The sequence below is a fragment of the Microcoleus sp. PH2017_35_SFW_U_B genome (assembly GCF_020737865.1).
GTDB lineage: Bacteria > Cyanobacteriota > Cyanobacteriia > Cyanobacteriales > Microcoleaceae > Microcoleus.
Genome location: NZ_JAEQDE010000050.1, coordinates 25305 through 38746, shown reverse-complemented (window position 1 = coordinate 38746; position 13442 = coordinate 25305). Strand labels below are relative to the sequence as shown.

Sequence of the window (13442 nt, the reverse complement as noted above, 5' to 3'; positions counted from 1 at the left end):
AATCTTGACTCCAGGCAAGTCTAATATATAGTCTAAATAAAAGTCCATGACAGTAAATGTATTGTTTGTTACATTATACACCATAAAGTCAGGAGAGCCTATGTTTTTGTAAAGCCGTCGAGCGAAGGACGGGGTTTCCACCCACTTTTTTTGATGAAAGATTTGAGAGGCGCGAGTGCGCCTCTTTTTTTTGTGGGTGAAATGAACGGCAGATGGTGATATTGGCACAGCGAATAATTAAGGCGTAATACGGTTCATTTAAGAACTATCTGACTTTTTAAAAATGCCTGTATTGCCTATGAAATCGTGAGACGAAATTCGTAAAAAATCTTTAAGCCAAGCCTATTGAGTTAGGGTAGAGTATTTGGCAATAGAGAGTTTAAAAATGTTTTTCCGGCTTGATTGAGGGAAGTTCTACTTTTTTGAATTATCTAATTTGATGCAACCCTGTGTGAATATCGATTAAGAATGCCAAAAACTTTACTGCTACACCATTACCTCCTCCAGTAATAGCTTCATTCGATTGCCGATCGCCCCGACATTGGGTTCCAGTAAAATACTGAGATGGTCTCCAGGTACATCGTAAATGGTCAGACCGTCTTTGAGATAAGGTTTCCAGCCTAGATCCGGATCGAGACTGACACTTACGCCATCTTGAGAATCCTGTGCTCGAAACATCACTACTTTGCCAGCATAGGGTTTTGGCGCGTAAGCTCGTTCTGCCAGATCAATTATCTTCTCTCTGATCAAATAGTCGGTGGTGTAAGACATTGACTCTGTAGGTTCTTTCACCTTGTTGTCTCGCCCGATCGTCTTGCGGGCCAGCATTGTCATTCCGTCTGTAACTGTCGTTATTTTATCGACGACACTACTGACGATGTAACCTACGCCCTGCTTAGCAATTTTTTGGACATGGAAGCGCAGCCGCTGCTGAATGGGTAGGGGCTTGTAGGCAGAGGGCAACATGGAATCAAACATCACCAATAACGCTGTTTCCTGTCCTTTAGCTGCCAATTTTTGAGCAACCTCAAAAGCAACAATACCTCCAAATGACAAACCACCCAAATAATAGGGGCCTTCTGGTTGCACCTTCACGAGTTCATTGATGTAATAGTCTGCGATCGCCTCAACCTGATTGACTGGCCCGTGCACGCCATCTTTAACAACAGCAATTAAGCCATATATCGGCTGATCTAGCCCTAAATATGGAATTAACGGATGATAAATAGACACTCCTTCAAACAGAAAGAGTGGTGGCTGAGAACCTTTCGGTTGAATCTCGACAAGGGAAAGGCTTTGGTTGGGGATATCGCCTTGACGTAGAATCTGGGATAGTTGCTTGATGGTTGGGGCTTGGAAGATAATCGATAGTGGGACTTTCTGCTGGAACTTTTGGTCAATTTTGTCAGCTAAGCGAGCGGCTAACAGGGATGTACCGCCTAAATCCATGAAATTATCCGTAGTGCCGATCGGCTTAATATTGAGTATCTGCTCCCAAATTTGAACAAGTTGAGCTTCTAGTCCATCAATAGGCAACACAACTTCACTATTTGTAACCAGATCGGCAACCTGAGGTTCTGGAAACCCACGGCGATCGACCTTACCATTGGGCGTCATCGGGAAAGAGTCCATCACTACAACCGCTGCCGGAATCATGTATGCCGGTAGTTTGGTTTGTAGAAAACTACGCAATTCAGACACCTGAATTGGTTGTCCGGGCTTCGGAATGATATATGCCACTAAGCGCTTTTCACCGGGTACATCTTCCCGTGCCAAAACTATACCTTGCTGCACAGATGGGTACTGTTCCAAATAGGTTTCAATCTCTAGTAACTCAATCCGAAAACCTCGAATTTTTACTTGAAAATCGATGCGACCAATAAACTCCAACGTTCCATTGGGTAAATAGCGGCAAGTATCCCCTGTTATGTAAAGTTTGTCTCCAGGTCGATCGCTAAATGGATTAGCAATAAACTTACTTGCAGTGCGTTCTGCCAAGTTGAGATATCCCCTCGCAACCCCTGGGCCGCCAATATACAGTTCTCCAATGTCGCCATCGGGCACAGGATTTAGGTTTTCATCCAGAATGTAAATTTGGCTGTTGGGAAGGGGACGACCGATCGGAATGTCTGCTTCACTACTGAGATCGTAGCTTTCAGCGATCGGGTCAAAAATGGTGGCCGTCACTGTAGTTTCAGTCGGCCCGTAGGTATTGAGCCAACGAGGATATTCCCCTACCAATTGTCGCCATTCAGCATACAGAGCGCGAGAGGCTTTTTCTCCGCCCACAATCACCAATCTCACATCTGGGGACATGGGAACACCTAGCAATGAGAGTCCGCTGACGAGACCATGCCAAAAAGCAGTTGGCAAGTCCAGAATAGTAATACGTTCTTGCTCAATAAATTCGAGGAATTGGCGAGTAGAGCTAATACAGTCTTCAGTTCGCAGCACGATTGTTGCACCACTTACCAAGGATGGAAAAACTTCCTCAATGATGATGTCAAAGCTCATGCTAGAGAATTGCAGTACCCGATCGCCAGCCTGAAGATTAAATGCCTGTGCGATCGCCTTGCTGTGGTGAACCATACCCCGGTGAGTAATCATTACACCCTTGGGATTTCCCGTCGAACCAGAGGTGTAAATAACATAAGCCAAATGCTCGGGCGTTGTCAGCAGAGACAAATTTTCAGTGCTGTATGGCGCCATATCGTGCCAGTCTGTATCTGGACAAATCACGCGAGCATTGTGTTCTGGCAAAAATTCAACCAGATGCTGTTGAATCAAAATGAATCGCACACCGGCGTCTTGTAACTTGTACGCTCGACGTTCGTGGGGATAGGCTGGGTCGATCGGCACATAGGCCGCCCCAGCCTTCATCACCCCCAAAAAGCAAATCACCATTTCCATGCAGCGATTCATAGAGATAGCAATCAGTTCATCCGGTTGCACTCCTAGTGCTTGGAGGTAATGGGCGAGCTGGTTTGCGCGTTGATTTAAGGCATCATAGGTTAATTCTTGCCCTTGAAATGAAAGGGCGATCGCATCAGGAGTCTCCTTAACCTGTGCTTCAAACCATTGATGGATACTCACATAGTCAGATGGAGTTCGATCGACTTGAGAGTCCTCGACAGAGGAAATATCCTGACTATGTAATGGAAGATCGACACAGACATCGTGGGTAGTTTTTAGTGCATCAGTTTCCTGGTTGGGTAAGTACCCATCACGACTCGTCAAAACATCTTGAGAATTCATCATATTTTTGATTTAAGTAGAGTGAGGGAGATTAAGAGAGGCACCCTAGGGAAAATTCCTTATCGCGCATTGATCCAGATCACAGCTTTTTGTGGATTGCTTATTTAGCAGTCTCGAAACTGTCACATTGCAGTAATAATACGTATATGACGGCGCGAATCAATGTGCTTTTGGGGAACGGAAGTTGTTTCTGGATAATTACTTTTTGTCCTGTTTTAATTATACGGCTTATTAATTGATCTGGTCTAGATCAAGACTGTTTTGGCAATCATCTCATTGGCGATCGGGGGCGATCGGGAGCGATCGCAGTAAACAAGCAAAGCACTTTAGCTACCTTACTCCTTCAGTAGAGCTAAACTGCTTTGCCTGTAAGTATTTCAGCTATTTACATTTTTTTGTATGCCTTAAAAATTTGTACCTTTACTTAAGTTGTCACCAATAGGAGACGGTGCTTGGAAGTAGAGAGGTTAAGAATATTTGTCCGGCTTCATTGAGATCGTCATTTAGGGAAAAGTTTAGACTGCGAACTCGCAGATCGCCATTTTTTATGTCTAGTGGCTGTTTGAGGTGTTCCGGGTAGATAAGAATTGCATTTTTACACTTTAGTGCATTTGCGTAGGCAACTATTTGATGGCGGTCTCCACTGTCTGCTCGATCGGGAGCTTTGTATTTGGTATCGAGGACGTATTGGACTTTACCTGTTTCTATATCGCACAGCAGTAAGTCAATGCGATCGGAGTAATTTTGGTCATGTGTGACCGTGTGTTTTTTCTTGACAAAGAAGCCTTTTGGTGTATTAGCCTTGAGCCATTCAGCGACAAACTGTTCATATAAACTAGCCATGTTGATCAGAAAAGGGAGCATTTCGCGATCGCCCATTTCGTGACTGGGCCCTGTGTTATCTAAAAAAAACCGACAGAGGGCGTGTAAAAGTTGATAATCTTGATTAAGACGGTGATAAGTGCGATCGATACAAGCTTCTGGTTTAAAAGATGTTAGAGTAACAAATCCTTGGAGTGCGTGAAAAGCTTTTCGCACCCTCGATGAGACAGATTCGCGGCACAAACCGCTACGGCCAATAATGAAAAGTGTCCAAGCCAGAATTTGATTATCTTCGATATCGCCTGTTTGTTCGTTATAGTGACATTTTAGTTTAACCTCCCAAGGTTTTTGCACAGCTTCCCGGACATCGATGCGACCGCGAATATAGGAAAGTTTTTCTATTTTTGGTAAGTAATCGCGATATAATCCTTTGCGACAGCGTTCGAGAATTTTCAGCGCCAGGATGTTAGCTAATCGTTCATATACTTGTTTCAAAGATTCGCACTCAATCTGTCCTTTCGGAAAACTTATCTTAAGTTCGTAGGCATACTCAAGCATTCCGAATAAATTTGCGATCGGAACTTTGGGTTTGATCACAATGTGAAATTGTGGAGTAATTGGAATATTGCCAACTCGGCCTTGAGACTTTAATTGCCATTTATATTTTGTTTTAGGGTTGGGAAATTCAATATCTATTTCCTTAGCATAATTATGGTAGATTTTCTCTCCTACTGATTGGGGGATTGCATCTCGCTCAAAGGTCGCTAATTGATATTCTGTGAGTTCGATAATTTGGGGTGATTCTCGTTTCATAGAAATACGGTTCAGTCAGTAGTTGTCATTGCGAGGAACGTTAGCGAAGCGATCCGTAGGAAAGCAATCGCAGTATCTATTGTTCACACAGTTTTCCCTCTAGGACTCTCTTAAGTCAATCACATTGTTTCATAGATGCTGTAACGGCATATTTTTGGTAATGGTAGCGTTAGATGCTCAATTGCTCAATTTGTCTTTGATTTTATCCCAGAGAAATTCATCCATTTTTGCCTGGTCATCAAAAAAGTATTCTTCGAGATATGGCTCAATTTCCATTTGCCAAATATCTTGGATATCTTCAGCTAAGGTTTTTGTCAAAAAGAAGGAGATGCCTAATTCATAATGTTTGTTGTTAATTGCCCGATTGACATTTTCTAGAATCCTAGTTAATTGATCGACTGGGAAAACCGTTTTCTCTCTCTGGTGATACTGTCGCAGGACTTCATAGTTGGGATAGATGGGAATGAATGCAAAACGGCGGCGGAGTGCGTTATCGACTAAGGCAATAGAGCGGTCTGCGGTGTTCATTGTGCCGATGATGCGGACATTTGTCGGGATTCTAAATAGTTGACCGCTGGCTAGTTTAACAGTGCGATCACGATCGTCCAGCAAATACATTAATTCTCCAAATACCTGAGATAAATTTGCACGATTAATTTCATCAATAATGAGAACGCAAGTGTTTTGACGAGACTCAGCTTTTGTGCAAAATTCGAGTAATCTGCCGGGAACTATGGGATATGTTAATTGCCCATCTTGACTTTGCGGACGGATGCCTTGAATGAAGTCTTCATAAGTATAAGCTGGATGAAATTGAATAAGGTCTGAAAAGCCGTCACCGCCGCCGATTAAGTGTTGGGCTAGTTTTTGAGCGAGGAAGGTTTTTCCGGTTCCGGGCGGGCCTTGGATGATGGCTTGTTGCTTGCGGTTAATGGTGCGTATCCAGCGGTTGATTTCAGATGTTTGAAAACCTGTTAGTTCCGACATTTCTTGGAGATTGTAGGCTCGATTAAATTCTTTGTTATATACTAAAAAATATTCATTTACAAGAAGAGATAAGTTATTCTCATAAAGATTAAAAAATAAAAACAATGGAAATAATTTTTTAAAGGTTTGTGCTATTTTTGCGATTAACTGTTTAGCAGAATATCCTAATACCTCTGGTGATTCTAGTGAGACAGCAACCTGAATGTTATTGACTTTAGGTGTGATTAATAAATTCTTGGGTATTTCTTGCCAACAAAAAATCTCTTCTAGCAAACTAAAAACAGATTGTGAATTTTTAATTTTTACGAACCTATAGTCTTCAAGTAGGTAACGATAAGAATGAAGGTGGCGATTTAACTCGCAAAAATTTTGATGGGGCAGCTTGTATAATTCAAGCAAGGTTTTCCAGGAATTACTTCTACATTGAGAGCTATAATTGTTAATGAATTTTTCCAAACTTGTTATTTTTGAGTAAAATCCAAAAGTGAATTTTTCAGGTTCAATTTTTAGCATTAACTGCGCCTTATCTAAAGAATTTATATCTCCCAGACCCAAAGCTACACTGTACGATATTGATGGGAATCCTTGGAATAGAAGGAGAGAACCAAATTGGTCAATCCTGAAATTTATATAATTTTTGATAAAATCAGGTAACAGCTCTTCCACCTGGCTTAAAATATACTTTAATGGATTTTCAACATATTTCAAGAAAACTTTTTTGTGTTCACTGTAAAAATCAGAGCTGGGATTATCATTAAATTGTGCCACTAGGTTAAATGTGTTTTCTGAAAAAGGACATTCAGGATGTACAAAAATTTTTTCCATTTTTTCTGTATTTTTAAGATGACTTAATTGCTGTTCTTAACTTATTGTAGCCGATCGCACTTAACATACAAAGATTCCAGAAACTTAACAGCTTCATCAAGCACAGCTTCCGGTAACTGTTCGAGAATCGCGATCGCCCTTTGACGAGTTTCTCCATCCACTGCTGTTGGTAGCTGCGATTCAGTATCTGCTAAACTGTTATTTTCAAATGGCTTTTGCTTCGATAAAGCCGTTTCTTGAGTGACCAAGACACCGACATCTGCCGGAAGATTGACAGTTTCACGATTGTAGTATTTAACAACCAGATTTGTCACATTCATCGCTACCCGCTGATTAAATTTAAAAAACTCTGAAAAAGTGCGATCGCCGCGGGTAGTCTGAAGTAAATGTTCTCCAACTCGATTCACTTCTGTTGTAAAAATAAATTTTTGTGTATCCGTACCAACAGACAGCACAACCTCGTGAGTGTTGGGGGCGATCGCAGATTGAATAGACAAAACTTGCACTTTCATCAGTTTATCGTTTTTGACTGATGCTTTGAAAATAGCAGCAGAGTGTTACGGTTACTACAAGTTGTGAATTAACTTAACATCAATACTAATCGCAACTGTTCCCGGAAAAATTAAACTTGTGTCGAAATTACCTAAAAGTGTTATATTCAACTCCGTAAACCCTGAACAGCGCTTTCAGGTATGCCAAAATTATCAACGAGTCAACTAAATGCCCTTTACTTTCAAGAAATTAGCCGCCATTGCAATCTTCTTCGTAGCCGTAAAAATTTTAGTTGACTCTGGGCACTTCCAACAAGCCGCCAATGACATCACACACAGAAACCCAGCCAGCGCCACATCAGATACCGAAACTATCCGGCAAAAATCCAGCAGCCCGCCCCCAGCAGAACCCCACAAATCACCGGATCAAAAGTTTGATGTAGTAGTATATGGCGATGAAGTGCCGGGGATATGTGCGGCTATATGGGCAAAAAAGACTTTAGGTGAAAAGGGTAAAGTTGCTGTTGTGCGATCGAACTACGCAACTGCTCTTTTGGGCGGCGTACTCACCCGCGGCGGTTTAGGTTACGTCGATTTAGATAAAATCCCCGACTGGTACCGCCAACCCTACGCCCAATGTTTCCGCGAATTCTTAGACAAAGCGAATGTTCCCGAATCTTGCTTGGAACCAAAAACCGCTGATAAAGCTCTGAGAGAGATGCTTTCGGAAGCCGGAGTTAAACTTATTTCCCACTCAACTCTGACTCCTCACGTAGTTGATAAAAAAATAGAATATGCCGAAGTCAAAGAGAGCAATATTAAAATTCAAGCTAACTCTTTTATTGACGTAACTCAAGACGCGGAACTGGCAAGAAAAGCCGGATTATCTTATTATACAGGATATGAATCGCAAAATATTAAATCCAAAAATGAAACTTTAGCAGTATCTGTAGTGCCGACAATTACGGGGCTAACGATGGCAGACTTCCGCAAAATAGAAGATGACATTCTCTACGACACGCCTTTAGTCGAAAAAATCAAAGCAAGCATTACCAAATATAAAGATCCGGCGAGTACAGAATTCTGGATGAGGAATTTCTTGAGTCCGATTTATCAGGCATATCGAGACGGCTACAACATCAGAAGCGTAGCCCTAGGTGCGGCATATCACGTAGACAGGAACTTGCCCTTTACTCAAGATAAAGGATTCTTCTTTGACAAAGCCAATGTTTGCGTTTATAAAGATAATTCGCTGTCGTGGAACGGGTTTTTATTTAAATATCAAGTTGATGAATTGATGAAGATGGAAGCTAACGGCAGAAAACCGAATGCTGAGATGGTGAAAGAAATGTCACATCTCCAAGAATGGCTGCAAAAAAAATCTGGTAAAGATGTGAGAGTATTTATCCCGGAAGAGATTTATATCAGACAAACTTTGAATGTTCGGGATGTGGTGGCGCCGCTAAGTGGGAAAGAGATTATCAAAGGAGGAACAGAGCCCTCCAAGTCGATCGGCAGTTTTTCCTATGATTTCGACTTGCGGGGGGGAGTCAAGGATTTGGAATCGAGAATTCCGCCGCTGCCGACCTATAATTTTGGGATAGAGAGCGCTTTGGCGAGTAAAGTGAGTAATTTGGCGATCGTAGGGCGATCGTCCGGTTATGTCGGGATGGCGGTATCAGTCGGGCGAATTGCGACGGTGAATATTTATCAAGGACAAGGCGTGGGCGTGGCGGCGGGTTTGGCTAGCAAGTTGGGAGTGCCGCTAAATACGATTACTTCGAGTAAAACAAGGGAAACTTTGGAGACTTTAACGGGGAAAACTACTTATTTGTCGGGGAGAGATACGAGTTATGGCGTGGATTATAAAGAGGTGAAATAGATCTAAGGAAGTAGTAGGGGACGAGCGAAATATTCGGTGGAAATAGGAAATTTTGTAAACTAATTAAGAGCGATCGCACTTTTTTTTGACAAAGTGCGATCGCTTTTTCTTTGCTGGTTCAACTCAAACACCTGAAACTTCTTTTTTCTGTAACATCGCTTCTCTAAATTTACCAATGCGTTTTGCAGATTTCTCATCCACCGCCGTTATCATCTGACCTACTTCTATCATTTGCCGTTCAACTATTTTTGTCATTTCCAGCAGTTCAAGTAATTCTTTTTCATCCGGTAGCTGTCTCATTGTAAGTTCTCCAATCTAGCAATAATTCGTTCCATGCCTATTTTAGCTTCCAGCACCCGACCTAGCAAGTCTCCTTCTACGGCGCAGGATTCCCAAACTCTTAGATATCCTCTCGATCTTCGCTCTGCTGCTGCTGGTATTCTGTAATAATGTTTTGAATATCTTCTGCTGCAATATCGACTTGTTCGGATTTTGTGTAAAGGGTCAGCAAAATGATTCCCGTTGCTGTTTGGACGTAGTAAATTAAACGATAGCCACCACTTTTACCTTTTTGAGTGTCGCTATTTCGGACTCTCAACTTGAAGACTGCATAACCCACTCCAGCAATTCGATCTCCTGGCAGTTCTCCCCGTGTGAGTTGTTCGATAACGGGTTGAATATCATTGCGAATGCTGCGGTATTTTTTTGCAAGAGTGCGTAAATTGCGGTTGAAGGTTCGCGAAACTATAACTTGAATTAAGGGCAAGTCAGTCATTTTCAATTCCTTCCCACATTTGAGAAACCGAAATGGTTTGCCCAGTCATGGCTTCGTGCCAAGCTTGCCGAAAATCTTGTAGCAGCGCTGCTTTAGATTGGCCCTCTCCGTCAATTTCTGAGGGTTCTGGAATACTAAGAGAATTAGCAGCAGGCATCTCTTGGATTTCTGCTGAGAAAACCTCTGCCAGATTATTTTGTGAAACGATTACCCCTTGACGTTGCTTTTGGCTTAGAAACTCTATAAAACTCGCAACTAATGCCAGATGTTCTGGAGAGAGTCGATCGAGCCATCGATCGATTTGATGTCGAAGTGCTGCTACATTCATAATGCCATCATACCTTTTAATTTTACCTTCATTTTAACGTAAGTATAAAGGTAGTGATGCGATTGCCGAGCGGTACATTCAGTTGACGGCTATTGGAACGGGAACCTTGGTGGAAATTGACCCGGATGGTTCAACCAATAGGGGCGATTGTTAATCCCCCTCTTTGAATCGCAAGTAATGTCAGGGTTTCGGTAGAAGTTGGATTTGAGTGACATTCAGTTTATGTGCCAAAGAGATTTTAACTCGCTCCAACTTTTTAACATAGAGAAATGTAAATTCGATCGAGATTTTTACCATGACTTTTACGCTTCAAAGAAACGGCACCCACTTCTTTGGCACTACTTACATGAGTCCCACCACAAGGAATAATGATATCACCATAACGCCAGTAAGAGATATCTTTTGTACTAGGATCTGACTCCATCAAAATTTCATCGCCTTGAGCAATCAAATTATTAGCTAAAGTAGACACTTTTGGAATCAGTTCAGGATTGAGTTTATTAGCGTAGTCTAAACGGGCACTCTGTTCATATATATAGCAACCTTTGATATATAGCTTTTCTTGATGACCATAGATTTCTTCAAGGGCGTGTAAAACAAAGTGAGTTGCACTGTGGTAACGCATTAGCTTGTATCGATAATCCCAATCAATCTTCATATGCACTTTTTGTCCTACGATAAAAGGGGAAGGACTATCTAGTTTATGAACCACCACAGTATCAATCTGTACCATCGGAACTTCGACATCTGGACGGTTTATATAGATAGGTTTTCCGGGTTGCTTTTGTACGTCAATGATAGCTACATCGTCAATAAAGCCTTTGTCAGGTACTTGCCCTCCTGATTCTGCATAAAATATAGTTCGATCTGTTACCAGCAAATCATCTTGTGTATGCAGCACGGTAGCTTCACATTCAGTCTGATAGGGTTCATCAATCCACAACTTCTGAGTTGGGGGTAGTTTTTCTGGACTGTTAAGAATAAAAATCGTCATTTCAATCTCCTTATTTTGGAAAGTTCACAGTTTACTCAAAACTGAGCAACAAAGCTTGATGTCATCAAAAAATCAATCAAAAAGATCTAAGTAATCAATAGCTGAGTCATAAGCCATCGTCAGAATATTGACTTTGTGATGTAGCTGTTTCTTTTGCTGAACTTCCTCAACAACTTTTAAAGCAGCGGCGACATTAGCTCCAGAAGAAATACCTACTGACAAGCCTTCTTTTACGCTCAGATTTTTCATCATTTGTAATGACTCTTCAAATGTTACAGAAATCATTCGATCTATGATATTAACATTCAATACTTTGGGGATAATGCCAACAGCAAGACCTTGAATATTGTGAGGAAAAAATTTATTTTCTAGAAGCTCGCAGCCGTCTGGTTGAACTCCTATAATTGTTACCTTTGGTTTTTCTTTTTTGAGAATTTCTCCTATTCCTGTAATGTGACCTCCAGTACCAATACTGGCAATAAAATAATCAATTGTTTCATTTTGAAAGTCTTCCAGAATTTCTGGAGCTGTTGTTAATCGATGAATTTCTGGATTTGCTGGATTTTGACCTTGATTTAGCATCACATACTCAGGATTTTCAATCTGAATTTCCATTGCTAGCTCACCATGTGAATTACCTCCTTTACGACTATCAGAAAGGATAATTTTTGCTCCTAACGCTTTTAATGATTTTTGTTTTTGTGAGCTATAGTTATCAGGAATAACTAAGATCACATTGTAGCCGAGGATAGCAGCAGCTATAGCAATTCCCATTCCTGTATTTCCTCCAGTTGGTTCGAGAATTGTTTGTCCTGTATTTGGTTTGAGAATCCCTTGTTTTTCGGCATCTTTAATCATATTAAAGGCAATTCTAGTTTTGTGGCTACCTCCAGGATTAAACGTTTCATTTTTTATATAAATGGCAAACTTTGAATCAAGGGATTTATCAATTATTTTTTGAAGCTTAATCACTGGAGTTTGACCAATTGTCTCTAAAATTGAGTTGTAAATCATAATTAGTATCACTGTTTTGTGTTTTGCAATCTTTTTTTGAGTATCTTCTCAGATCTTTCTACCAGGAAAAACAGCAATTAACTGATAATCTTCTGCAATAAATCTGAATAGTTTAGAACAGATAATTTCATCTCTTTGTATATCAATTATCAGGTGATCTACTGGATAAATTGGCTTGCCATCAAATAGAGCATTTTTTTTGTCTTCATTGCTGAAATAAGCTCCTACATCAGGATGAGAATGATAGATTGCCTTGACTGGATTGACTGAAGCAATATTTCTGCTTAAGAACAAGGAATCTTCTGATGAAAAAACAAACCCTTCTCTTGCGCTCCTGGGATAAGTTACTGGATCTGATTGATGTAATTGATTTTGAATGTTTTTGCAAGATCTGATGCCCTTTTCAAGAATTAACCCACAGCATTCATCTGGATAACTTTGGCGGGCAAAATAGTAAACTTTTTCAAGCAGCTCCTCAGAAATATTTTTTTCTATTTCTGAACGTAGAGATTGACCTTGTATGTAGATAGCCTTCATTTTATTTCTTGATAATTTGATTGGTTGTTCGTAGCAATACTTTAGAATTAGCAGGGATATCTTCGGTGATGACAATATAAGGAGAAATTTTTACGTCGTCACCAATTGTCACCGCACCAAAAATCCTGACACATCCACCTACTTCCACACGATTTCCTAACGTTGGATGCCTTTTACTATATTGATTTCCAGAAATCCCTCTTGCACCTAAAATTACGCCTTGAAGAATGTAACAGTCATCACCAATTTCACAAGTTTCACCAATCACAGTACCATAGCCGTGATCTATAATACATCTACGACCAATTGTGGCTGCTGGATGAATTTCAACTCCACTTTTAGCTTTGGCTTGCTCGGATATCCTTCGCGCAACGATTTTTAGATGGGTTATCTCATTTCCATTACTGTGACAACTATAATATAAGGCATTGGCTACTCGATAATACATGAGAGCTTGAAAAGAGAGATAACTCTCAAAAATATACTCAGGCGATTTTTTCGCCGCTGGATCTTTATTAGAAAAGCAGATCAAGTCATCGTAAATTCGATCGTTTACTTGATCAATAATCTCCCGAGTTTTAAGTTCGCTGATAGAGCTTTCTGATAAATGGGATTGCAAGAGACCCTCGATTACTTGACTGATTTGACGATCGAGACGACTAAAAGTGAGCAACATACAGTGAACCTCACAAGAAGAGTAATCAGAGCTACTGAATTCC

General features: G+C 40.8%; 13 protein-coding genes. 1 reads left to right on the top strand and 12 read right to left on the bottom strand.

Translation table 11 applies throughout. The annotated features are described in order from the left end of the window. The 5 genes from JGK36_RS14675 to JGK36_RS14655 all read right to left on the bottom strand — a co-directional run. On the bottom strand, nt 1-228 hold a 228-nt coding region (locus tag JGK36_RS14675; RefSeq protein WP_293197166.1), incomplete at its 3' end, for a hypothetical protein. Between the two features lie 258 nt (nt 229-486). Continuing rightward, the gene (locus tag JGK36_RS14670) at nt 487-3258 is read right to left on the bottom strand and encodes an amino acid adenylation domain-containing protein (RefSeq protein ID WP_293197165.1); all 2772 of its coding nucleotides are present in this window, start codon (nt 3256-3258) and stop codon (nt 487-489) included. A gap of 429 nt (nt 3259-3687) precedes the next feature. Then, complete coding sequence (locus tag JGK36_RS14665) at nt 3688-4890, bottom strand: restriction endonuclease (RefSeq protein ID WP_293189300.1); 1203 nt, start codon at nt 4888-4890, stop codon at nt 3688-3690. Nucleotides 4891-5067: 177 nt separating this feature from the next. Beyond that, the gene (locus tag JGK36_RS14660) at nt 5068-6702 is read right to left on the bottom strand and encodes an AAA family ATPase (protein WP_293197164.1); all 1635 of its coding nucleotides are present in this window, start codon (nt 6700-6702) and stop codon (nt 5068-5070) included. Between the two features lie 41 nt (nt 6703-6743). Further along, nucleotides 6744-7199, bottom strand: coding sequence for a hypothetical protein (locus JGK36_RS14655; RefSeq protein ID WP_293200986.1), 456 nt, complete (start codon nt 7197-7199; stop codon nt 6744-6746). 223 nt (nt 7200-7422) lie between these two features. On the opposite strand from JGK36_RS14655, the gene JGK36_RS14650 reads away from it, so the two are divergent. Then, complete coding sequence (locus JGK36_RS14650; protein WP_293174301.1) at nt 7423-9075, top strand: FAD-dependent oxidoreductase; 1653 nt, start codon at nt 7423-7425, stop codon at nt 9073-9075. Between the two features lie 123 nt (nt 9076-9198). On the opposite strand, the gene JGK36_RS14645 is transcribed toward JGK36_RS14650, so the two are convergent. The 7 genes from JGK36_RS14645 to JGK36_RS14615 form a co-directional block, all read right to left on the bottom strand. Further along, the gene (locus tag JGK36_RS14645) at nt 9199-9375 is read right to left on the bottom strand and encodes a hypothetical protein (RefSeq protein ID WP_293174304.1); all 177 of its coding nucleotides are present in this window, start codon (nt 9373-9375) and stop codon (nt 9199-9201) included. Between the two features lie 100 nt (nt 9376-9475). Beyond that, complete coding sequence (locus JGK36_RS14640) at nt 9476-9850, bottom strand: type II toxin-antitoxin system RelE/ParE family toxin (protein WP_293174306.1); 375 nt, start codon at nt 9848-9850, stop codon at nt 9476-9478. Beyond that, a complete protein-coding gene (locus tag JGK36_RS14635) occupies nt 9843-10178 on the bottom strand; it encodes a hypothetical protein (RefSeq protein ID WP_293174309.1) in 336 nt (111 codons plus the stop codon). Before JGK36_RS14635 ends, JGK36_RS14640 begins: the two co-directional genes overlap by 8 nt. A 256-nt stretch (nt 10179-10434) precedes the next feature. Next, the gene (locus tag JGK36_RS14630) at nt 10435-11172 is read right to left on the bottom strand and encodes an alanyl-tRNA editing protein (protein ID WP_293174312.1); all 738 of its coding nucleotides are present in this window, start codon (nt 11170-11172) and stop codon (nt 10435-10437) included. A 72-nt stretch (nt 11173-11244) separates the two neighbouring features. Continuing rightward, entirely contained in the window at nt 11245-12186 is a 942-nt protein-coding gene (locus tag JGK36_RS14625; RefSeq protein ID WP_293174315.1) for a PLP-dependent cysteine synthase family protein, read from the bottom strand. Between the two features lie 48 nt (nt 12187-12234). Next, nucleotides 12235-12723 (bottom strand): Mov34/MPN/PAD-1 family protein, encoded by a 489-nt coding sequence (locus tag JGK36_RS14620; RefSeq protein WP_293174318.1) that lies wholly within the window; start codon nt 12721-12723, stop codon nt 12235-12237. Nucleotide 12724: 1 nt separating this feature from the next. Continuing rightward, nucleotides 12725-13399, bottom strand: a complete 675-nt coding sequence (locus tag JGK36_RS14615; protein ID WP_293174321.1) for a serine O-acetyltransferase — start codon at nt 13397-13399, stop codon at nt 12725-12727. Between the last annotated feature and the right edge of the window lie 43 nt (nt 13400-13442).